Source organism: Pseudovibrio sp. M1P-2-3 (assembly GCF_031501865.1).
GTDB lineage: Bacteria > Pseudomonadota > Alphaproteobacteria > Rhizobiales > Stappiaceae > Pseudovibrio > Pseudovibrio corallicola.
Genome location: NZ_JARRCW010000001.1, coordinates 3150593 through 3173081, shown reverse-complemented (window position 1 = coordinate 3173081; position 22489 = coordinate 3150593). Strand labels below are relative to the sequence as shown.

The window sequence follows — 22489 nt, the reverse complement described above, 5'->3', positions numbered from 1 at the left end:
ATGGGTTCCACTGTGGTCGGCGTTTTTATGATGTGGCGAAAAAAATTAACAAAAATTAACCAATTGGAGAAACGGGGCCATGCTGCGATACGTTCTGAGTAGATTGCTCAGCGCAATACCGACCTTGTTCTTGATTGTCACACTTTCCTTCTTCTTGATCCGGATCGCTCCGGGTGGACCGTTCGATCTGGAACGTCCTTTGGAAGCAAAGGTCATGGAGAATCTGAACAAAATTTATAATTTGGATAAGTCTTTATGGGAGCAATACCTGCTCTACATGAATAGCATTCTTCATGGTGACTTTGGTCCAAGCTTTTTCTTCCGCGATTTTTCGATCAACGAACTCTTCGCAAGCAGTCTGCCAATTTCCATGCAGCTCGGCCTCACCTCGTTGTGTCTGGCCCTCATCGTGGGTGGTATGCTTGGTGTTTCTGCAGCTTTGCGGCAGAACAAAACAGCTGACTACACAATCATGACGGCTGCGACCCTCGGAGTGACTATTCCAAACTTTGTGGTGGCGCCTTGTCTGACCCTGCTTCTGGGTGTGCATCTTGGCTGGTTGCCTGTTGGCGGCTGGAATGGCGGCGCATTTGTGAATGTCGTTCTTCCGGTGGTAACACTGGCTTTGCCGCAGATTGCGGTGGTGTCTCGCCTGACCCGTGGTTCCATGATTGAGGCCCTGCGCTCCAACCATGTGCGAACAGCCCGTGCTTATGGCCTTTCCGGCTTTACTGTTGTGGTTGTGCATGCGCTGCGCGGTGCGATCCTGCCCGTTGTCTCTTACCTCGGCCCTGCAGCTGCTGCGCTGCTCACTGGCTCCGTGGTGATCGAGACCATCTTCGGCATTCCAGGCATTGGCCGCTACTTTGTGCAAGGCGCGCTGAACCGCGACTACACCCTTGTGATGGGCACAGTTGTGGTTGTGGCCTGCTTCGTAATTATCTTCAACCTGATCGTGGACCTTGTGTATGCAATGCTTGATCCGCGCGTTCGTTTCGACTGAGGTTCCCTATGAGCGTTACAACTGAGCAGACTTCTGCACCAGTGATAGGCCGGTCATTGTGGGACGATGCACGCGACCGCCTAAAGGCGAACCGCGCCGCTGTTGCTTCGATTATCGTTCTAATTACAGTTACTTTGGCATCCATCTTCGGCCCGATGATTTCACCACACGGGTTCGATGATGTTTACCCCGATTACGTGAAAGTTCCTGCAAGTCTCGAGGCTTATCCAACAGCTGATCAGGTGGAGCCAGCCTTTGCAAAAATCGCAAAGCGCGCCCGCTTCACAATCGAGAGCTATGAGAACGATGGCGATAAGATTGTCGCAACTGTGACCTCCCGTCGCAAAGTTGACGATCGCTACACGCGCTATTTCGATCGCTCCGGCATTTTTGAAAATGCAGTATTTTCAAATGTCTCTACCGACCAGAAATCGGCAACTGTGACCGCTGATATCGAGAAGAACTACTTCTTCTTCGGCACAGACGCCAACGGCCGTGACATGATGACCCGTACGCTGATTGCCGGTCGTGTCTCCCTGACCATTGGTCTTCTGGCAACAATCGTGGCCATTTCCATTGGTGTGGTCTATGGCACTGTCTCCGGTTACTTTGGTGGCAGGGTCGACCTTTTGATGATGCGCGTTGTGGACATTCTTTATTCCCTGCCGTTCATCTTCTTCGTGATCATGCTTGTGGTGTTCTTCGGGCGAAACTTCATTTTGATGTTTATAGCCGTGGGCGCTGTGGAGTGGCTGGATATGGCCCGTATCGTGCGCGGTCAGACCCTCACCATCAAGCGTCAGGAATATGTTCAGGCCGCTGAAGCCATGGGTATTGAGAGTAAGGGTATCTTGAAGCGACACGTCATTCCGAACACTCTTGGTCCTGTTGTTGTTTACATGACACTGCTGGTTCCAAAAGTGATCCTTCTGGAAAGTTTCCTGTCATTCCTCGGCCTTGGTGTTCAAGAGCCAATGACCTCTTGGGGTGTTTTGATCTCTGAAGGTGCGCGTAACCTGCAAGGGGCGGCTTGGATGTTGATCTTCCCGACCATCTTCCTCACTTCCACCTTGTTCGCTCTCAACTTCATCGGCGATGGTCTGCGCGACGCGCTGGATCCGAAAGATCGATAGGAGCGCTAAAATGAGTAAACCAAACAAGAACACAGTGCTCGAAATTGACAACTTGGTCGTCGACTTTGAAACCAACACCGGCGTTGTAAATGCGGTGAAGGGCATCAATATCCATGTGGACGCGGGTGAAACCGTTGCCATCGTGGGCGAGTCCGGCTCTGGTAAGAGCCAGACCATGATGGCCGCAATGGGGCTTCTTGCCGACAACGGCATCACCAAGGGTTCCGTTCGCTACAATGGCGACGAAATCCTCGGTTTGCCGATCAAGAAATTCAACAAGATCCGCGGCGCCAAGATCACCATGATCTTCCAGGAGCCAATGACCTCGCTTGATCCGCTCTACACCATTGAGCGTCAGCTGTGCGAACCAATGGTTCAGCATGGCGGCTACAACTGGAAGTCAGCAAAAAAGCGCGCGGTTGAACTACTTGATCTGGTCGGTATTCCTGATCCTGTTCATAAGGTGAAGGCGTATCCCTACGAGATGTCCGGTGGTCAGCGCCAGCGTGTCATGATCGCCATGGCTCTTGCCAACGATCCTGACATTCTGATTGCAGATGAGCCGACAACTGCTCTGGACGTGACCACACAGGCCCAGATCCTCGAGCTGATGCGTGATCTGCAAAAGCGTCTTGGTATGGCCGTTGTATTCATCACCCACGATCTTGGTATCGTGGAGCAGATTTCAGACCGCGTGTACGTGATGAAGTCCGGTGAAGTGGTGGAAGAGGGCGAAACCAAGCAGATCTTCGGGTCTCCTGCTCACGCATACACCCGCATGTTGCTGGATGCCGAACCAACAGGCCGCAAGGCTATGGTTCCAGAAAGCAACCCTGTGGTTCTGGAAGGTGACAAGGTTCGCGTAGAGTTTGAAACCGAAGCCGGTTTCATGAAGCCAAACCGCGTTCTACGTGCTGTCAACGACATCTCTGTGGAAGTCCGTGAAGGGCAAACACTGGGTATCGTGGGTGAATCCGGTTCCGGTAAGTCTACTTTGGGCCGCGCTTTGCTTCAGCTTCTGCCAACTGTTGGTGGCCGCGTTGTTTACTGTGGTACTGATATTACCGGCAAGGCCCGCAAAGCCATGCGCCCGCTGCGCAAGGAAATGCAGCTGATCTTCCAGGATCCGTTTGGATCGCTCAGCCCGCGTATGACCGTTGGTCAGATCATTACGGAAGGCCTGCTGGTTCACGAACCACATCTTTCCGCTAAAGAGCGCGACCAGCGTGCTATTCAGGCTCTTGAAGAAGTGTCCATGGATCCGGCCATGCGCAACCGCTACCCCCACGAGTTCTCTGGTGGCCAGCGTCAGCGTATTGCCATTGCCCGCACAATGGTGTTGAAGCCAAAGCTGGTGGTTCTGGATGAGCCAACTTCCGCTCTGGACCGTACGGTGCAAAAGCAGGTCATTGAACTGTTGCGAAACCTGCAAAAAGAGCATGGCCTCACATACCTGTTCATCTCTCACGATCTGGCCGTTGTTCGCGCCATGTCCGATACTGTGATGGTGATGAAAAAGGGTGAAGTGATCGAAGCTGGAACCGTGGATGACATCTTCCAGAACTCCAAGCAAGACTACACCCGCGAGCTGATCAAAGCCGCAGTTCTTCGCGAAGAAGAGGAAGCAGCTTAAAGCGGAATAGCTAGGTTGTTCTTTTAGAAAATTAAAAAACCCCGCTTCCAAATGAAGCGGGGTTTTTATTATGGTGAGTTTTGCAAACTACTGAGTATTTTCGGCGTTCGAATACACTCCTGTACTTGGAGTCAGAAAACCCAGTTTTATGCTAGAGACTCACTTCAAAGCGGTTGTAGAGCAAGTTGCCACGGCCATCAGAGCCCATGGTTTCAACCATAACTTGGTCTGTCCCGTCTATTCTCTCAAACTCATTTGTTCTGGCGCGTTCTGAAAAGCCACTGGAGCAGCCAGTCGTCCATGAAACTAGACCCTCTTGGCGTGTCTCGGAGTATCCAGTGAGGTGCCCTTGTTGGCAAAGAGTGCCAACAAGTTTTCTAACTTGCGCCGATGAATAACCTGCGGGGTTGTAAGTTCCTTGAAGCTGACGATCCTTTAGTTTTGCGTTAAAAAAGTCTGGATTCTTGCGTGAAATATAGCTTCCTGTGGCACAGGCTGAAAGTGTGATGCCAGTTAAAATAAGGATTAGATTACGTGAATTCATAGTGGTTCAATCTCTATTCCTATCTATATTGGGAGGCTTCCACTACTATAGTATGATTATATTCCGCAGGGTTAATTTGGGGGAGAGTTACCCAAATCTATCTACGGGAATCCCGAATTGTCCGACAGTTGCACATGAAGTAACAAAGTCTGAAACGGGTGTTGGCCAAGATAGATTGATAGCCCATAGAGCAATTATAGGCAGGAGAACCGAGTATGACCTGTTATTCAATAGTTGCAGTGACGCCTACAAAAGAAGACTGGATCGACAGTTATGTTGGGCCGGCTACTATGCTTGTTGCAAAGCATGGCGGCAAATTTCTGGCGCGAACAGCCGCACACGAACAAATTGAAGGTGAAAAGCGAGATGCCGCTCTTTGGATTATTATTGAATGGCCGACAAAGCAGGCTGCTCTCAACTTTATGAGTGACCCCGAATACACACCACACTTGCAAAGGCGTACGGCTGGTTCGAAGAACTTTCACTTTCTAGTCGAAGGGGAGGTTGCTTAAGGGACTTGATGAAAGAGAAGTTTTGAGTGCTCTTCAAGTGTATCAGGATGGTTATTGAGGCAATGGACAGCATTGAGCCGGATATCGTTTTCATGACGGGAAAATTTCGCGGGTATGCTATGATCACTGTTGAGCGGACTTTAAAAACCTATACGATTTCCAATCGCTAAAGTACCTAAAAGCTAGTCCCTAGCCACTCGTTTCTGGTCTGCAAACCCGATGAGAACAACAGGTTCTTTCCCTTGAGAGCAGAAGCGGTCGGTGAGAGTACTTTGAGCGTACAAATGAACACTTTTTCAGACAATGGGTTCTTTTTGTCCTTTTGTAGGTATTTTATCCAGTAATTCAAACTCTTACAGTTACGCAAAGCACCTTCGATCCAGAGCGTTTATTTTTTGCTTCCAAGTGTACGCTAATGTGCAGGACGGGGGATATTTATCGATTGGAAAACTCAAGAAAAAGGAAAATCGCGGGTTAAACTGAGTAGGGATATTGGGTAGTTATACTAGGATATTCCGATTCTTGGGCTGCCCTGTGTTTAAATTTTTAAATAAAAGTTATCCCCCATCAGAAACTCGTAAGTATCCAGGTAATAATATACTGGATTTGGGTCAAGGTGGACCTCATGTTTGTCGACGCGGCTTTGTCGTTGGGTCTTTGGCCTTCGTTGTCGGCTGCCAAACGATCGGGCTTCCTGGTGAGCCACCGCTTCCTGAACCCAAGCCTGACTATGAAGCCATGTATGCAGCGACAAGTGATGGCGACTTCAATATACCTGCTGTTCGCTATAAGCGCTTTGATCATAATTACTTACGGCAGGTTGCCGACTATCCGAACTCCTATAGTCCCGGTACAATCGTTGTCGACCCCTATGCGCACCACCTGTACTGGACGTTAAACAGTCGAAAAGCTTTGCGCTATGGAATCGGTGTTGGAAAGGCCGGGTATGCGTGGAATGGCAAGGCCATCATCCGCGCTAAAGCGGAATGGCCATTCTGGCGCCCTCCACAGGAAATGATCAAGCGCAAGCCTCATTTACAGCGTTATTGGCAAAACGGTATGCCCGGTGGCCCTAAAAACCCACTGGGAGCGCGGGCTATGTATCTCTGGCAGGGAAACGAAGACACTCTCTACCGCATACATGGCACCAACAATCCAAACAGCATTGGCCGCAGCGTCTCGTCAGGCTGTATCCGCATGTGGCATCAGGATGTGATTGATTTATATAAAAGAGTTCCTCGATACACCAGAGTTGTTGTGATCGGGAAAACGCAGGATACCGAGAAGGTATAGGCAAAGGTAGACAAGAGTAACAGAGTTAGAGGGGGCACATAAATGCCCCTCTGCTATTTGCAGGAACGCTAGGTGATGCTAGGTGCAGCAACATCAATAACGATAGCCACAAAATGGCACACGGCTGCAGTCAGCACAAACCCATGCCAGATAGCATTCTGGAACGGGAGATTTTTCCAAATATAGAACAACGTGCCAAAGGTGTAGAGCGCTCCGCCGATCGCTATAAAGACAAAACCAGCAATGGAAGACTGATTGTAGAGTGGCACAATGGCAAAGACGGCAGCCCAACCAAGTGCGAGGTAGATGGGAACCGTGAAGCGTTTAAACTGAGTGAGGCCCAGTATCTTGATGGTTGCTCCGGCAATGGCTCCTGCCCACACGATAGAGAGTAAGATTGTACCTGTCCATCCACCTAGTACCATAAGACACAACGGTGTATATGTACCTGCAATCATTAAGAAAATAGCTGAGTGGTCTAAACGCCTGAGTATGCCGACACGATTTTGTTTTGCCAGCATATTATAGGTTGCCGAACAAATAAGCATGGTCATTAAGCAACCTGCATAAATGAATAGTGTTGCTTTGCGTGCCGGGTCATTGGCAGCCCAGAGCAAAATCACAAGAGCAGTTGTTGCGCCCGACCCGAAAGCAATTCCCAAAACGTGAATTACCCCATCTACGATGATCTCATTACGGGTTTGAGCCCTAAAGGTGTCGCTCATGACATCCCTTCTTAAATTAAATCTCTTCCTAATTTGCACATTGACTTGAAAGTATTGTGGCGCGCAACTGTAAAAAAGGTAGGGCGCGCGAAAAAAATGGACCGGTTATTCCCGTATGTCTGTAAGCCTAGGAAATTCATGAATAAATTGTGATCTTCTCGAGAAGTGGTGCCATTATAAAACTCTGGGGATTTGTGGAATGAGTTGCAATAGACCTTTGAATTCAAAGCCTTCAACCTGTTTAAGTCCGCAGTTTTACTCCTTTATATCTCTTCGAATTTCATTGACATTTGGCGTAGAATTTCCAAAAAAGAGCCTCCCTATCAACCAGCATATTTGCATGACTGCTTGGCCCAACACATCTTTGGTGTGGCTTGGTCGTTCTATGTGGTTTCGCAAGACTTGAAGAGAGTGTGAATGACAGTTAGCATCGACATGGGTGTAGGTCATCTAGGAAAGCCCGTTGCTATCGATCTGGAAGAGCTTCTGGCAACCCGTTTGTTGGTGCAGGGGAACTCCGGCTCTGGTAAATCACACCTTCTTCGTAGGCTTATGGAACAAAGCGCAGCTTGGGTTCAGCAGGTAATCATTGATCCTGAAGGTGATTTCGTCACTGTTTCCGATAAGTTCGGCCATGTGGTTATTGATGCCACAATGACAGACCGCGAGCTGACAATGATTGCAGCTCGTGTACGCCAGCACAGGATTTCTGTTGTTCTTAATCTTGATAGTCTGGAGCCCGATCGCCAGCTAAAAGCCGCTGCTGCGTTTTTAAATGGCTTGTTTGATGTAGATCGCCAATATTGGTACCCCGTTCTGGTCGTCGTGGATGAAGCGCAAATGTTTGCCCCTTCTGCTTCTGGTGATTTTGGAGAGGAAGCCCGCAGGCTTGCTTTGATGGCCATGACCAACTTGATGTGCCGTGGTCGTAAACGCGGCCTTGCTGGCATCATTGCCACACAGCGTCTTGCAAAACTGGCTAAAAACGTTGCTGCAGAAGCTTCCAACTTTCTCATGGGACGAACTTTTCTAGATATTGATATGCAGCGCGCCGCCGATCTTCTGGGCATGGAACGCCGGCAGGCGGAGCAATTTCGTAACTTGAATAGAGGCCAGTTTATAGCGCTGGGCCCCGCGATGTCTCGTCGTCCCCTAAGAATTGAGATTGGCGCTGTGGAGACAGCAGGGCGCGGTGGGTCTCCTAAACTGATGCCACTGCCGAACCAAGGCGGAGAAACCGCAGCTGAGCTAATTTTTACACCTTCAGATAACGATCCAGTGCTCAACAATAACCGTGTTGCAGCTCCCAGTGCCAAAGAAGTCATGGAACAACTCACTCAAGCAGCCGCAACGCGCTTGGAGACACAGGCACAGGAGGTTGAAGAGCCCGAAGACTTGTTTGAACTGGAAGACCAAAGCCAGCAGGTTGATGAAATTATCACTGCAATGATGGAAGAGCCGGAAGCTGCTTTCCAACCGGTTTCCCAGCTCTATCAGGATTTTCAGGTCCGCTGCCGGATCAAGCGTTTGAAGGCGCCGGATCTTGTACAGTTCCGCAAACGTTTATCTATGGCAAGGGCCGGTGTTGATAAAACAGAGGTTCAGCCGGATGACTGGAGCCGTGCTGAGCTGGTTGCCTCGCAACTTCCAGAGGAAATGCGCGGCGTCTTTTTGTTGCTGGCCAAAGCAGCCATGTCAGGGCTGACCTGCCCGTCAGATATGGATATCGCAAAAGCCTATGGAACCCGTTCACCTGGTAGGGCCAGATGGCTGCTTACCCACATGGAGGAGCAAGGGTTCATAATATGCGCCAGTGATTTGAGAGGAAACAGGATTGTAACCTTGCCAGATTTGGGAACACAAACTGCAGCCCGTCTAGGCTGAGGCTTTCACTACTTCTTGGGTGAGTATTAGAAATTCGTTATTTCCAGATGTGATTGCTGCGGGCTCTGATCATGTCCGCCAATTTGAGCAACTTGCTCGAAAAACAATGTTTCATTGTGGCGCGAACACGTGGAGCATAGATGTGGTTTGTTGTTGAGGACGTATTTCAGGCAGCAAGCTTTCCGCCTTGGTGCTATTTCAGTGCAACCTTCAACGGCCCGCTGCTTCCAGACAAGCCCACTGTTAATCTTCTTACCAAAACTGGTGAGAAACAATCGCATGAGCGGCGCAACGGACTGCGGTGCGACACCGTGCCGGCGCATGGTCAGGAAAGGCGTACTTAATCCTATTGCGATGCTGGAATAGAACACTGAGGGCGGTATTTGTCTACGTCCCAGACTTGCATAGGTTGCCTCAACCAGTTCTTCAATTGTGATTGCCAATTCGAACAATTCGGAAGGACCATTTGCAGGGTCCAGCTGAAAGTCCTCTTCGGCAATTCTGGGATCAAGGTAAAGCTCCACCCAAGGACTGTCTCCGCGTGGCAGAAAGCGTAATTCCTCTAAACGAGCGGCTCTTCCTGTCAAAAGGTAAGTGGTTGAGAGCCTGTTAAACACGGATTGCGCCAGAAACTTGAGAACCTGCGACGCCGCGACTTTTGTAGTCGGGGCCCCGCGTTCACTTTTGAAGTAGTTGATACCTGGTGCCGCCCATGTTTTGAGGTTCTCAGCAAACCCTGAAAAGTCGCGCAGCTCAGCCTGAACCACATTTGCCAATGCGGGCCTTAAGCCTCTGGATTCCAAAAGCGGAAAGAAGCTATCAGCAGCGCCGGTACCCAGATGAAGGAACTGGGCATGGATGCCCGACTCCGTCGGAGGGGCAGAGCTGGAAAGAGCTTTTATTCCATTCATTTGTAAAGTGGATTGATCCATACATTGCCTGACAACAAGGGCTCATGATATCGCTGGCGGTGGCTGGCATCATTCCTGAGCGGTGTTTTATAGGTAAACTAGTCTAGGTGTGGGAAGTAGATCAAGAGAAAGAGACGAGCAAAAGTGAGTGGTTCACAGGCGCGAGTTCAAAAATCTGGAGTTCAATGCGCGCCGCGCCAAGCCGTTTGCAAGCCGTGGGAATACTTTGCGTAGCCGCAAGGCTTCTCTTGCCATTTCCTGACCAAGAGTTGGGTAATCACGGTCATTCAATATCAACCCAAGTGGCGTTGCCCCACTTGCCTCAATGGCTTCATGCCCAAGCATTACATTTTCGCTTGTCACGCCTCCAACCATACTTAGCAGGAAAACTCCATCGCAGGCTGCTGCCCCAATGGTGGAGGGAAGGGCCGCCGGGTCGGATTTGGGAATGGGAGGCAGATCTACGATGATGGAGCGGTAACGAACAAGATCACTATTCAATGCGGCCGTTAGTTTGTCAGCGTCGCGAATAGCCAAGGCGTCTGCTTCATTGGCTCTAAGAACAAGCTGGTCATATGGTGTCTTTGGATTGGTTTCTATCGCTTGCCCCGGCCCCATCAAGTGAGGTTGCCACCCGGTTACAATACTCTTTGTATCGTCAATGATTGGGCCTGAGAGGTCCAAATATAGTGTTTTTCTGCCAGCAAGGGCAGAGCGTGACGCAAGGGCCTTTGCAAGGCTTGTTGTCCCGCTATCCCATTGAGGCGCAGCAAACCCGACTGTGCGTATTCCGTTCCCTAAGCTTGCGGCAAAAATACGTTCTATTTCTAGGGAGGAGGGAGCAAGCATCTACAAGGGATACCTTTTCAGCTGGTTCGGGCCTTATATGGCACTGAACAGTGCATATACACTAATAGCTGCTACTATATCCTGAAACTTGTCAAAGATTTGTCTCCAATTGCTTCTGGAGATATCCGGAACATAGACAGTATCGCCCTCGCGCACCACAGGTAAATCCTTCATATCTCCGCGCTTAGCAAAGTCCAGTAGGTCAAAAAGCTGAGCCTGATCACGGCAGCACGACAAGTTTACAACTAGTATTTTCTCTACAAGCGCATTGCTGGTTGGCCCGCCGGCTTCAGCCAGAAGGTCTAGTATGGTCATGGAATCACTAAATTCGTAACGTCCGGGCTTTGCCACAGCTCCCAGAACACGAACGGACTTCTCCTTGGAGAGGTCGAGCCATTCCCTGTCTTGATCTGGAATATAGATGACATCTCCATTCTTAACACGTGGAAGAATAGAGTCATCTCCGGTTTCAAAGTACAATGCCAAATTAACTTTACTTACCCGAGAACCGTACTCTCCTCTATGTGTAACACGAATGTTTCTCATATCTGCGGAGACCGTTGGGCCATTGGCAGCTGAAACGATATCAAGAAAATGCATATCGCTGTTAAAAGCGTAACGGCCGGGAGCTCCCACTGCTCCCATAATATAAATGGAATCTTCTGATGCTTGGCGTAACCAGATGGCGCGTTGGTCCGTGGGGTCCGTTGGAAGCTCTGAGACGACGATAAGAGCACCCGCCTCCAATTTGGGAAGTTGTGATAAATCTCCTCCTTCGCGAATGAATTTGTCGATATCGAACTTGATAGAAACTGCTCGGTCTCCACGTTGGTAAATAACATTAACACTAGAAATATCGGCGGTAGCCGTTGGCCCGCCGGCTTCCGCAAACAAGTCAATGAAGGTCATCTCGCTGGACCATTCATAGCGCCCGGGTTTGTAAACTGCCCCAATAATTTCAATAGCTCGTTCTGGTGGAATTTTTAGCCAGGATACTTCGTTGACCTCGGTTTTTTCGGGAATGAAAATCGTGTCCCCACTCTCGATCTCTGGAAGGACAACGTCCCCACCTTCGGTATATGTCAGCAGATCGATGACCTCTACATCGCCATTTTCGCGCAGCACTTTCACTTGACGTGTGTCCGCAAATCGGGTTGGGCCTCCTGCAGTCGCCAGAATTTCCATGAAGGATGTCTCGGGCTTCGTCTCCAAGGCTCCAGGTTGCGCGACCTCTCCTACAATGTAGACAAAGTTGTCACCTGATTTGACGTTGTCCGAAATTGGAGGAATAAAAATGGTGGCCCCTGGGCCGATTTTGACCAAATCATCAGGGTTGGCAGTATCCAGATACCTTTGCAGATCAAATATTATCGGAATTGTGTCATTGATAACCCGAATTTCCTGAATGTCCGCATCTTTGGAAATACCACCCGCCAGCATGATAAAATCAAGAATTGTCAGGTCATCTTGATAGGGAAAAGGTGCGGGGCTTTGAACCTCTCCGAAGACCTTCACAGAATCTTTGTTTCCTTTTTCGATGAGATCCTTCTCGTTTACATTGACTTCAATATTACCAAGGAGCGTGGAGGAGGGAACAAATATTTCATCACCATCTTGTAGTTGCGGAAGATATACCTCGTCCCCTGTGTCCAGATACTCACGGTAGTTGAAAACTCTAGTTTTTCCTTTCCTTCTAATCTGTAGTATATCCAATTGGGCACCTAAGCGGAGTCCATCTGCCTGAGCGATTGCCAGTTGAACATTGGTGCTCTCCGGAACCTGATATAAGCCCGGATTATTCACAAAGCCGAGCACTTTGATGTTCAGGGTATCTTCATCATCCTCGTCTTCAACCTTATTTGGTATAAATATTGTTGTGTTTGCACTCAACTTTGGCACAGCTGCCAAACGTCCGCCCTGAGACATGAACTTCTTAAGGTCAAATCTGGTCGCAACAGCGTTATTGTTTGTTCTGTCAAGTATCTGGATTTGTGAAGTATCGGCAGTTCCGCTCGGCCCCCCGGCTTCACCGATCAAGTCGAAAATTGTCATCTCGTCCGACCAGTCATAACGGCCCGGTTTTATGACGGCTCCAATAATTTCTATTGAACGCTCTGGTGGAACCCGCAGCCAGGAAGGCTCCTCTATTTCTGTTTTTTCGGGAACAAAAATGGCATCCCCAGGGTCCACTTCTGGTAATGTCGAAATCCTCTGCTCTGTATAGGCGAGCAGATTGACTGTCTCAACTGTTCCATCTCCGCGGATGAGACGTATCTGGCTGGTATCTGCATAGCGGGTAGGGCCGCCGGAGTTTGCAATAATCTCAATAAAACTAGCATTTGCGCGGCTTTCAAAGGCTCCCGGTTTTGCCACTTCTCCCATGACATAGACCGTATTGCTGCCAGCGCGGATATCATCTACTTGCTGAGGTACAAATATGGTTGCCCCCGGTTCCACCTTAATCAAGGAACCTTCATTCGCAGTCTCCAGATAATGCTCTAAATTAAACTGCTCTGGCGTCCCTCCATTGATTACTTTTATTTGCTGAAGGCCTGCATAGCGGGTCAGCCCTCCGGCCCGCATGAGATAATCAATTACACTTTGGCCTTCTTCAAAGGCATAGCGGGCGGGCGTATTGACCTCGCCGAAAACAGAAATCGCGGTGCTCGCATCTGCGCCATCTCCTTGCTCCATCAGGGTCCGACCATCAAAATTGACTTCAACATTCCCAAGGACCGTAGAAGCAGGAATAAAAAGCTCGTCACCATCTTGCAGTTCTGGCAGTTGCTTAAGGTCTCCGGTATCCAGATAGCGTTTGTAACTGAACGTCCGGCTTTTCCCGTCTCGAATTAGCTGAAAAGAATCTAGCTGAGCACCTTGTCTCAATCCACTTGCCTCTGTGACTGCTAGCTGGACATTGGTGGTGGAAGGAAGGTTGTAAACGCCGGGTTTTTGTACGTAACCCAAAAGCGTAACAGAAATTGTATCTGCAGTTGTCTCTTGCGCTCCTTTGTCCGGCAAAAGAACAACTGCTCCAGCACGAAGCCTTGGAACCTCGGACATGCTCCCGCCATTTTCAAGAAAACCTTTTAAATTGAAGCGAACGGACTTTGCCCAATCGCCTTCTTTCAGCAAGATCTGAATATTGCTGGTATCCGCTGCACTTGTGGGACCTCCCGCGTGGGCAAGCAGATTGAAAAGATTCATTTCGTCCGACCATTCATAGCGGCCAGGCTTTGCGACTGCGCCGATAATTTCGACTGCCTTGTCAGGGGGGATACGTAACCAGTTTGGCTCATTGTTCTGAAGCTTTTCCGGAACAAAAATAGCATCACCGCCTGCAATTTGCGGTAGTTTACCGACCTTCCCTTCCGTATAAGCGGCGAGATTAATCATCTCGACCGTTCCATCGGCTTTAATCAGTCGAATGTTGAGAGTGTCGGCAAATCGCGTAGGACCTCCAGCATTCCCGATAATATCAATAAAGGTTGCATCCTCTCTTCCTTCATAGGCTCCGGGTTTTGCGACTTCGCCCATAATGTAAATTGTACTCTTGCCCGCCTGGATCTCGTCTTTTTGTGTAGGTACGTAAATCGTTGCCCCGGGTTCCAGTTTCACAAGGAGGTCAGGATTGCCCGTGTCAAGATACATTTGTAGGTTGAAAAGAACTGGGTCCCCTTTGTTGATTATACGAATTTGCTCCACGCTGGCGTATCTGGTCACACCTCCTGCACGCATTATGAAATCTATGATGTTAGAGTCATCTTTATAGGCAAAGCTTGCAGGGTTATTGACTTCCCCTAGCACCCTGATCGAGGCGACTTCATCTCCTCCGTCCCCAGCTTCCGCGAGCCAACGGCCATCAAAGTTTACCTCAACATTGCCAATGAGCGGAGAGGCTGGGATAAAAAGTGTGTCCAATGATTGCAGTTCTGGCAGAGCCTTAGGGTCACCAGTATCAAGATACCTTTTAAAGTCAAAACGAATGACTTTGTCGTCCCGGCGTAACTGAAAGGCATCCAACTGGGCGCCTTGTCGAATACCACCAGCTTCTGTCACTGCAGTTTGTACATTGGCATTTTCAGGAAGAATGACTTGTCCAGGATTGATCACATAACCTAAAACAGTAATGAGCAGCTGCCTTCGCCCAAGAGAGACCTCTAGGCGGTCTAGATTTCTGAATGCTTGCGAGAGGACCTCTCTCACTTTGTTTTGAGCTTCTTCCTGAGTTAAGCCGATCAGGTTGACCGAACCAACTTCCGGCAGCTCTATGTTGCCATGCTGATCAATCGGAAACGGGTTTTCAAACCCATCTTCTCCGGGCATAGTGACTTTCACTTCATCACCAAATTGCAATTTCCTGTCGTCCGGGCTTGAAGGAGTACTCGGAGCTGGATTGACTGCTGGGCTTGAAACTGTTGTGGGTTGAGAGGTTGCTGTCTGTGAAAGCAGGAGCGCACGTTCTTCTGGAAAAATGACACTTCTTTGGGAAGGTTTACTTATGGGGGAGAGGACTTGCGCATGTCCGCTTTGCATAAAGAGAAACAAATACAGTAGGATTATGCAGAGCAACCACCCCAACTGAATGCTCGGAGAAGTGTGTTTTCCTATTATTATTCTATGGCCCACTTGTCGCACCCTTATTTAGTGAGTGCGCTCGGTTGAGCTTATCCTCAAGTGACTGGATCCTGAACCATAACTCTGCCATGTCTTCTTCGGCATCATAGCCAAGTCCGCCTGCGGCTTCTCTCTTTACTCTAATAAGTGTTAGGCGGGTTTCTTCTAATGCCGCAGGGGCGACTTGCTCTGCGCCCCTGCGTTCCAGATCTGCAAGCATGACTTCGAATGCGCGTACAGCCCTTTGGTCCGAAGGATAACGTTCTGCAGCGCCTCCGGTCCCATGGTCTGGCCACCATGTACAGCTACTCAAAATGTAACAGAGCCCTAAAACACACAGGGAGCTGAAAGGAAAATAAATCCCTCTCATGAATGTTTTTTACGCGGCAGCGCCGCCCTCGCTTGAAATAATATCAGTCATTTTTAGGTGCTTCAGCAATTTGAATGGTTGTCCTGAAACATTTATAAGTTTCAGCTTCTTTCCCGTTACGCTTAATCTTTTGTACAGGAAGACAATTGCTCCGATGCCAGATGAATCTATAAACGTGGTTTCCGCCAAATCCAGTTCTACGTCTTCACGGGACTGAGCAAAGTCATCAAATTGGGCCCGAAGACGATCCATTTCTGCCGCATCCATATCTTTCGGCATTTGCATCAGAGTCGCCATACTTAAAATCTCCAGAGCTGCCACCTTCCATCCAGTATGGACAGGATGAGTCGAGTTCTGATTATGAAGCAAGTCACGTGCCTTCTTCACCTCTTGCTTTTTGAGGTTAGAGGATATGCCTTTGCCAGAAACGCAAAGAAGTTTTCGCAAATTGCAAAGATTTTGATGGTCCATTCCAATAAATCCAGAGCTGTTAAAGCTGCGTTAGTGGCACATAGGTTGCGTATACCCTCAAAGAAAACAAAGTCCTTTGTCAGGACGGTGACAACCCTAGTGGAACTGCGGGCATATCAACTGGAATGCAAAAGCCGACCATTCACATTGTGCAAAAAATGGCCCCTGGCGGAATAGAACTTCTTGTACGCCGGTTGGCGGATGAGTGCAGGGAGCCTGTATACATTTTTTCCTTGGAAACTCCGGAAATTCAAAAGACAGCCTCAAATAATGGAGAGACAAGCCTTCACCAAAACCTTTTAGATGGTAACTTCTACTCCTTTGATAAAAAAGGTGGGCTTGATCCGGCATTGATATTTCGATTACGGAAGAAACTGAAGGAACTTGCCCCTAATCTCGTCGTTACCCATCATATTGGGCCACTTTTGTACGGAACGACTGCTGCGCGCTTGGCAAGGGTGCCGATAGTTGCACACATTGAGCATGATGCTTGGCACTTGGATGATAGCAGGCAAAGATTCCTAACAGTCATGACTTGCCAATTGACTAAACCTCACTTGATGGCAGTCAGCCGGTCTGTGGCCAAGAAGGTCTCAGAAATTACAGGCAACAAAGAAATTGCCGTTATTCCCAACGGTGTCGATACGTCCAAGTTTATTCCAAGAAGTTCAGAGGATGCTCGTTCAAAATTTGGGTTGCCAAAGAATATGGTCGTGATCGGAGGTGTAGGTCGCCTGGAGAACGTGAAGGGCTTTGATATCCTCATCAAGGCGTTGGGGTATCTCCCTGAAAAAGTCTGTATTGCTGTAGCAGGAGATGGAACGCAAAAACGGGAGCTAAAACAACTAACAATAGATGAGGGCCTTGAGGATCGAGTTTATTTTCTAGGAAATCTTTCTGAAATCGAAACTCTTTATCCTGCCTTTGATGTTTTTGCCCTACCATCCCGTAATGAGGGACTGCCTCTGTCAATTATAGAGGCGCAATCCGCGAGTATTCCGGTTGTTGCCACAGATGTTGGGGCGAACTGTGATGGGTTATGTAATGAAACCGGTAGGTTAGTGCCTCCAGATAATCCGGAGGCACTAGCTGATGCTCTCACTGAATGCTTGGCAAATCCTTCAAGTATCAGCCCGAGACAGTTCGTTGAACGAGAGTTTTCTTGGAAGACGACGCTAAACGCCTATGAAAAGCTATCAAATGGAGTAGAGTATGGGGCCTGAGTTTTTTGCCATCTCCTCAGGTGCGTTGTTGGCCTATCATGGCCTAGCGTATCCTTGGATACTCAAGCACTTGGCGAATAAAAAGCCAAAAGCACACTCATCCCCCAAGCACCTGTCAATTACCGAGGCACCAAGTATTGAAGTCATTATTCCCGCTTATAATGAGGCCGCAGATATTGAGGAAAAACTTTTAAATTGTAATGAGTTGGAGTATCCCGCAGAAAAGATAAAATATACGTTTATTTTTGATGGCTGCACGGACAATACCTATGAAGTGGCATTAGCGACTTTGGATGAAAAAGTTCTGGATCGGAAGAGGTTTAACTTTGTCCACCGCCATCTTAATCGCGGAAAAATAGCAGTTCTTAATGAAGCCGTGCCCAATAGTTCGGCGGAAATTGTCATTTTAACCGATGTATCTGCAACGGTTAATAAAGAGGCGCTCTGGCGGGTTGCCGATAACTTTTCTAAGACTGGAGTAGGGGTTGTATGCGGCACCTACAAATTGCAATCGGGTGATACAGGTGAGCTGAGTTACTGGGCCTATCAGACTTGGGTCAAGGAGGCTGAAGGGGCTCTTGCATCTCCCTTTGGTGCCCATGGTGCATTCTATGCTTTTAGAAGGTCGCTTTGGGATACTCTTCCAATAGAGACAATCAACGATGATGTTATTATTCCTATGCGGATCGTCGAACAAGGCTACCGGTCTGTCTACGATACGGACATTCAGGCCATAGAAACAGAAAAAGCAAGTAGAGGAACGGATCTTCGTCGCAGGATGAGGATAGGTGCGGGTAATCTGCAGCAGGTCGTATGGCTTTGGAAGCTGGCCAAACCAACGAACCCTTATATGGCGCTTATTTTCCTTTCGGGAAAAGGACTTAGGGCCTTTGTTCCCATACTCCTTATCATGTTTATTATTGCCTGTGTGTTTTGGGCGTTTCAGGGAAATCCGTTTGCAATGGCCGTCACTCTTGCAGTGGTAAGTAGTTTGGCTGTTAATACCTATGAAGCTTTTACACATCAAAAGCCTCCCAAACTTCTGAAACCTTTATCTGTAGTCGGTTATGCTATTGGAGGTCAGACAGCATCTCTTTTAGGGATTATTCGTCTTTTTTTGGGCAGGCAGGGGCCATGGCGGCGCGCCGCTGATAACTCGGGCGAGCCTGACTACATTCACCCTCTCTCCCGGTTTGGAAAACGTGCTTTGGACGTTACGTGTGGCACAGCAGCATTTGTTGTAATGATCATACTTTACGTTCCAATTGCCATAATAATCAAACTGGACTCCCCAGGCCCCATAATTTACCGGCAATTTCGTGTTGGCGAAAGAACTCCTACGGAGACTAAACTCTTTCTCTTGAAGAAGTTTAGAACCATGCATGTCGATGCCGAAAAAAGTGGAGCACAATGGGCAAAAAAGAATGATCCTCGGGCCACACGTTTTGGACGGTTTATGAGGAAAACCCGCATTGATGAACTGCCGCAATGTCTCAATGTTCTGCTGGGAGATATGTCAATTGTTGGCCCTAGACCGGAACGTCCGGCATTCTTCGAAAAACTGGAAGATGAAATACCCTTTTATATTGAGCGAACTTACGGGCTTAGGCCGGGAATTACAGGGCTAGCCCAGGTTGAGCAGGGGTATGATGAAGATATCGAGGATGTTCGGTCAAAGGTTATGCATGATCACGTCTATGCAATGCGTTTGGTAAAGCCGGTAGATTGGTTCAAGACAGACCTCTCAATAATTTTGAGAACAGTAATTGTTATGGTTACAGGAAAAGGACAGTAAAGCGGCTACCGCCGGTTTTGTTTAGTAGCCTGAAGTTAACTTGAGTTATAACTGCCGGTTTCTCGCTTGGTTCCTGCCAAGCACTGCTCGAGGTATTCAAGGAGTTAAGCTTTGATGGTACGGCAATTTTCTCTCCGATCCCGTGCGGCAATACTAGTCTTGTTTGTCCTGTTTATCCTTTTGATATCTCTCGCTGCGATTTCGGCTTTAAGATATGCAGATAATGAAGCCAAACTCAGGCAGTCAGTTTCGGACAATAGAGTTTGGTCCTCTGCACAGACAGAGATTGAATTTAATCGTTTTTTGAATGCCTTAGATGCCTATATGATGCAAGTTGACAACGTTAGTCGCAATAGCGTCACTCTCCGCTTTGATGTTTTGTGGAGTAGAGTGAACCTGTTCAAGAAAAGTCATGATCAAAGTGCAGAGCAAGAGGAAACTGGATTTTCTGGAACCGTGGATGGTTTGAGTAAGGCCATTGCTCAGGCAGAACCTCTTGTGAAGCAGGTAACCCCAGAAAATAAGAAAGCTTACAAAGAAATCCGCAGTCTTTTCGATCCCTTTGAGGAAAAGCTTAGAAGCATCACTCTCGCAAGTTTAAGGCAGGACACCGAAAGTCGATTGCGTGTCAGGGACAACCTTGAATCCCTGCTCAACCGAGTTTTTCTCTTTGGGGCGCTGGGCATGGTTTCCCTTTTGGGACTGATGATTTCCCTTGTCTATTCAGAGGTACGAACTCTGCGACTTTTGAGGGAAACTCTGGACGCACAAAAGAATACGGATGAGGCCCGGCAACAACTGGTTGATGCTGTCGAGAGCTTAAATGAGGGGTTTCTCCTGTGTGATGAAGAAGATGACATCATTTTGTGCAATCAACGTTTTTTGAATGATCACCCTGTCATGTCGCAGGTTATGGCTCCGGGGTCTAACTTCATAAGTTGCTTAAGGTATGGGTTGGAAAATGGTGAGTTCCTGCTGGAAGAGGATAGAACAGAGAGCTGGTTGACAAGAAGGCTTGCTGAAAGAAAAAATAAATCCTCATCCTATGAAACCCGATTATCTGATGGCCGGTGGATTAAAGTTTCAGACCGGAGAACGGAAGATGGTCGTACAGTTAGCATTCAAACCGATATTAGTCAGCTAAAAAAACGGGAAGCGGCTTTACAAGAAGCTCAATCCATTCTTGAAGCACAGGCAGTTGATCTGACAACGCTTGCTGAACAGGCGGAAAAAGCGAGAGAAACCCTTTTTGGTGCCGTAGAAAGCTTAAATGAGTGTTTTGTTCTTTTCGATGAAGAAGATAAGCTGGTTTTATGTAACAGCAGATTTAAAGGGCTTTTCCAGCAGCTTAGAGATAATATATCTACGGGAATTAGCTATGAGCAGGTTCTCCGCTATATGTACCTTAGTGGAACTTTCAATACGGAAGGGTTAGATGAAGATGACTTTGTTTCCTCTCGTTTGGTTAGGCGAAAGGAGAAAGAAAATGATCCTTCTTCAATGGTGCGATATGAGGAGCAAACCATTGACGGGCGTTGGCTTCTGGTTTCTTCAAAATCTACCCGCAACGCTGGTACGGTCAGTATTCTAACTGATATATCGGAGGCCAAAAGACAAGCTCTAGATATACAGGAAGCCAATAGTACACTTGAAGAGCAAGCTCTTCGTTTGAGGGATCTTGCAGAAGAAGCCCAAGCTGCCAGCCGTGCAAAGTCTGAGTTTCTGGCGGTCATGTCCCATGAAATTCGTACTCCAATGAATGCGATTATTGGTTTTGCTGGGCTTCTGCTAGGAGGTGACCTCAAAGGTGAAAACCGTCAGTTTATTATTGGGATTGAAGAAGCCTCTCAAAGACTACTATCTTTGATTAGTGATATTCTGGATTTTTCTAAGTTGGAATCTGGTAAAATCAAGCTAGAGGCTAAGCCATTCAATTTGGTCAGGATGATAGACAGTTGCGTTGATGTCGTGAAAGTCATTGCTGGTTCCAAGCCCCTCGAAATCAGTGTAGACATCTTTAAAGGTACTCCTGAAAATATAATTTCGGATTCTGATCGAATATATCAGATACTGCTCAATTTAATGAGTAATGCAGTGAAATATACAAGTAGAGGAAGTGTCCATCTTCAAATAGAGGTAGTTGGTTCGTCAGAAAAAACTGTGGAGTTATGTTTTACTATTACAGATACTGGGCAGGGTATTTCACTGGAAGCTCAAAAGAACATCTTTAAACCTTTTGAGAGAAAAGCCACTGACAATGCTGAAAGCGCTTCCGGATCTGGCTTGGGGCTTTCTATCTGTAAACGACTAGTGGATTTAATGGATGGGGACATTGGCTTTAGCAGTGTTGAGAGCTTCGGGTCGAGATTCTGGTTCCGTATTCACGCTAAGGTCTACGAAGGTAGGCTGCCGTCACATGTTTCTGTGGCTGGAACAGATTTAAAACATGACTGTAAGACTGGAGAAAGTAAAGGTCTTGATGCGGAAGTATCTAGTAGATTGAAGGTGTTGGTGGCTGAAGATACGCCAGCAAGTCAAATGGTTATTAAGACCGCACTAGAAAAACGAGGGCATTCAGTTGTGTCTGTTGATGATGGAGCTCAGGCCGTGGACACAATGTTATCTCAAGATTTTGACTTGATCATAATGGATATGCAAATGCCAAATATGGACGGGATGACTGCAACACGTCATATCCGCAAAATGGTGGCTCCAAAGTGTGATATTCCGGTATTTGCATTATCCGCACAGGCAATGGATTCTGACAAACAAGCCGCTTTTTCTGCAGGCCTTTCTGGGTATCTAACGAAACCAATTCGTTGGAGTGATTTGGATACACTCCTTCACGCTATCTCCTCTGAGAAGAGTGGTCAGGCGAGTGCGGAAAATTATCTAAACACTATGGCATCCGGTATTGTACTTCCAGATAATCAAAGCGGACATGAGGACCAAGGAGGTAAAACAAAACAACCAGATGTGTTTGCCTTACCAACGGAGGACGAAAATCAATTAATATCTCAAAAGAATAGCGAGTTCTCAGGTGATGAAAAAGACAATGGTAGTTTTGTTAGTACAGTAGGTGGTTCTATTGAAAATGGGAGGTCATATCTTAGCCGAGAAACTATAGAGGAAATGGTTGAAGCTGTAGGTGAAGATGTTTTTAAGTCCTTACTTTCAACTTTTTTTGAAAATGCTGACGAATTATTTAGCCAAATAAAAGAGAATGCCAGCAAGAGGGAGTTAGATGAACTTCAAAAAACTGCGCATAGGTTCTCTGGTCTTCTCTCTCAATTTGGAGCAATTGATGCATCTTGTTTGGCCAGCTCTCTGGAAGTTGAAACTGACCTCGATAGTGCCTTGAAGTTGGTGGATGAACTGCTAGAAATCGCAGAGCTATCAGTTCAAGAACTTCGTGAAAAGCCTTTGGGAGGACCTCCGCCATTGACCAAGAGCGCGTCTTTATAAAGTGGGTACTTATTATTTGTTTGGCTTAGGACAGCCAAGTCAAGTGAGCGTGGGTAATTTG

17 protein-coding genes are annotated in these 22489 nt (G+C 47.8%); 10 read left to right on the top strand and 7 right to left on the bottom strand.

The genetic code is table 11. The annotated features are described in order from the left end of the window. The first annotated feature begins 79 nt into the window (after positions 1-79). From oppB to P6574_RS13725, 3 genes are read left to right on the top strand one after another with little or no spacing between them, the layout of a single operon-like run. Positions 80-1003, top strand: a complete 924-nt coding sequence (gene oppB / locus P6574_RS13735) for an oligopeptide ABC transporter permease OppB (RefSeq protein ID WP_310620837.1) — start codon at positions 80-82, stop codon at positions 1001-1003. 8 nt (positions 1004-1011) lie between these two features. Further along, positions 1012-2136, top strand: coding sequence for an ABC transporter permease subunit (locus P6574_RS13730; RefSeq protein WP_310620836.1), 1125 nt, complete (start codon positions 1012-1014; stop codon positions 2134-2136). Between the two features lie 10 nt (positions 2137-2146). Next, the gene (locus P6574_RS13725) at positions 2147-3769 is read left to right on the top strand and encodes an ABC transporter ATP-binding protein (RefSeq protein ID WP_310620835.1); all 1623 of its coding nucleotides are present in this window, start codon (positions 2147-2149) and stop codon (positions 3767-3769) included. Positions 3770-3920: 151 nt separating this feature from the next. Here the strand turns inward: P6574_RS13725 and P6574_RS13720 are convergent, their stop codons facing one another. Beyond that, positions 3921-4313 (bottom strand): hypothetical protein, encoded by a 393-nt coding sequence (locus P6574_RS13720; protein WP_310620834.1) that lies wholly within the window; start codon positions 4311-4313, stop codon positions 3921-3923. A gap of 215 nt (positions 4314-4528) precedes the next feature. Between P6574_RS13720 and P6574_RS13715 the strand changes: the two genes are divergently transcribed. The 3 genes from P6574_RS13715 to P6574_RS13705 all read left to right on the top strand — a co-directional run bounded on the left by P6574_RS13715 (position 4529) and on the right by P6574_RS13705 (position 6118). Beyond that, positions 4529-4825 carry a DUF1330 domain-containing protein gene (locus P6574_RS13715; RefSeq protein WP_310620833.1) on the top strand — a complete coding sequence of 99 codons (297 nt, stop codon included), beginning with the start codon at positions 4529-4531 and terminating at the stop codon, positions 4823-4825. A 26-nt stretch (positions 4826-4851) separates the two neighbouring features. Continuing rightward, positions 4852-4995, top strand: a complete 144-nt coding sequence (locus P6574_RS13710; protein WP_310620832.1) for a hypothetical protein — start codon at positions 4852-4854, stop codon at positions 4993-4995. Between the two features lie 364 nt (positions 4996-5359). After that, a complete protein-coding gene (locus P6574_RS13705; RefSeq protein ID WP_310620831.1) occupies positions 5360-6118 on the top strand; it encodes a L,D-transpeptidase in 759 nt (252 codons plus the stop codon). 68 nt (positions 6119-6186) lie between these two features. On the opposite strand, the gene trhA is transcribed toward P6574_RS13705, so the two are convergent. Beyond that, entirely contained in the window at positions 6187-6843 is a 657-nt protein-coding gene (trhA, locus tag P6574_RS13700) for a PAQR family membrane homeostasis protein TrhA (protein ID WP_310620830.1), read from the bottom strand. A gap of 417 nt (positions 6844-7260) precedes the next feature. On the opposite strand from trhA, the gene P6574_RS13695 reads away from it, so the two are divergent. Then, on the top strand, positions 7261-8727 hold the full coding sequence (locus tag P6574_RS13695; RefSeq protein WP_310620829.1) for an ATP-binding protein: 1467 nt from the start codon (positions 7261-7263) through the stop codon (positions 8725-8727). A 26-nt stretch (positions 8728-8753) separates the two neighbouring features. Here the strand turns inward: P6574_RS13695 and P6574_RS13690 are convergent, their stop codons facing one another. The 5 genes from P6574_RS13690 to P6574_RS13670 form a co-directional block, all read right to left on the bottom strand. Continuing rightward, complete coding sequence (locus tag P6574_RS13690; RefSeq protein ID WP_310620828.1) at positions 8754-9659, bottom strand: hypothetical protein; 906 nt, start codon at positions 9657-9659, stop codon at positions 8754-8756. Positions 9660-9791: 132 nt separating this feature from the next. Then, positions 9792-10487, bottom strand: a complete 696-nt coding sequence (locus P6574_RS13685; protein ID WP_310620827.1) for a P-loop NTPase family protein — start codon at positions 10485-10487, stop codon at positions 9792-9794. Positions 10488-10520: 33 nt separating this feature from the next. Continuing rightward, positions 10521-15023: an SLBB domain-containing protein gene (locus P6574_RS13680; protein WP_310620826.1), complete on the bottom strand. Its 4503-nt coding sequence runs from the start codon at positions 15021-15023 to the stop codon at positions 10521-10523. 82 nt (positions 15024-15105) lie between these two features. Next, positions 15106-15417, bottom strand: a complete 312-nt coding sequence (locus P6574_RS13675) for a hypothetical protein (RefSeq protein ID WP_310620825.1) — start codon at positions 15415-15417, stop codon at positions 15106-15108. A 66-nt stretch (positions 15418-15483) separates the two neighbouring features. After that, the gene (locus P6574_RS13670; RefSeq protein ID WP_310620824.1) at positions 15484-15945 is read right to left on the bottom strand and encodes an STAS domain-containing protein; all 462 of its coding nucleotides are present in this window, start codon (positions 15943-15945) and stop codon (positions 15484-15486) included. A gap of 125 nt (positions 15946-16070) precedes the next feature. Here P6574_RS13670 and P6574_RS13665 point away from each other — a divergent pair, with 125 nt between their 5' ends. The 3 genes from P6574_RS13665 to P6574_RS13655 all read left to right on the top strand — a co-directional run bounded on the left by P6574_RS13665 (position 16071) and on the right by P6574_RS13655 (position 22428). Continuing rightward, the gene (locus P6574_RS13665) at positions 16071-17168 is read left to right on the top strand and encodes a glycosyltransferase (RefSeq protein WP_310620823.1); all 1098 of its coding nucleotides are present in this window, start codon (positions 16071-16073) and stop codon (positions 17166-17168) included. Continuing rightward, positions 17158-18963: a sugar transferase gene (locus P6574_RS13660; RefSeq protein ID WP_310620822.1), complete on the top strand. Its 1806-nt coding sequence runs from the start codon at positions 17158-17160 to the stop codon at positions 18961-18963. The genes P6574_RS13665 and P6574_RS13660 overlap by 11 nt, the downstream gene beginning before the upstream one ends. 159 nt (positions 18964-19122) lie before the next feature. Further along, positions 19123-22428: a hybrid sensor histidine kinase/response regulator gene (locus P6574_RS13655; protein WP_310620821.1), complete on the top strand. Its 3306-nt coding sequence runs from the start codon at positions 19123-19125 to the stop codon at positions 22426-22428. Positions 22429-22489 lie beyond the last annotated feature (61 nt).

Coding starts and splice junctions, on each gene's coding strand:
- oppB (WP_310620837.1), top strand. CDS start 80: ATGCTGCGATACGTTCTGAGTAGATTGCTCAGCGCAATACCGACCTTG.
- P6574_RS13730 (WP_310620836.1), top strand. CDS start 1,012: ATGAGCGTTACAACTGAGCAGACTTCTGCACCAGTGATAGGCCGGTCA.
- P6574_RS13725 (WP_310620835.1), top strand. CDS start 2,147: ATGAGTAAACCAAACAAGAACACAGTGCTCGAAATTGACAACTTGGTC.
- P6574_RS13720 (WP_310620834.1), bottom strand. CDS start 4,313: ATGAATTCACGTAATCTAATCCTTATTTTAACTGGCATCACACTTTCA.
- P6574_RS13715 (WP_310620833.1), top strand. CDS start 4,529: ATGACCTGTTATTCAATAGTTGCAGTGACGCCTACAAAAGAAGACTGG.
- trhA (WP_310620830.1), bottom strand. CDS start 6,843: ATGAGCGACACCTTTAGGGCTCAAACCCGTAATGAGATCATCGTAGAT.
- P6574_RS13695 (WP_310620829.1), top strand. CDS start 7,261: ATGACAGTTAGCATCGACATGGGTGTAGGTCATCTAGGAAAGCCCGTT.
- P6574_RS13690 (WP_310620828.1), bottom strand. CDS start 9,659: ATGGATCAATCCACTTTACAAATGAATGGAATAAAAGCTCTTTCCAGC.
- P6574_RS13685 (WP_310620827.1), bottom strand. CDS start 10,487: ATGCTTGCTCCCTCCTCCCTAGAAATAGAACGTATTTTTGCCGCAAGC.
- P6574_RS13680 (WP_310620826.1), bottom strand. CDS start 15,023: ATGCAAAGCGGACATGCGCAAGTCCTCTCCCCCATAAGTAAACCTTCC.
- P6574_RS13670 (WP_310620824.1), bottom strand. CDS start 15,945: ATGGACCATCAAAATCTTTGCAATTTGCGAAAACTTCTTTGCGTTTCT.
- P6574_RS13665 (WP_310620823.1), top strand. CDS start 16,071: ATGCAAAAGCCGACCATTCACATTGTGCAAAAAATGGCCCCTGGCGGA.
- P6574_RS13660 (WP_310620822.1), top strand. CDS start 17,158: ATGGGGCCTGAGTTTTTTGCCATCTCCTCAGGTGCGTTGTTGGCCTAT.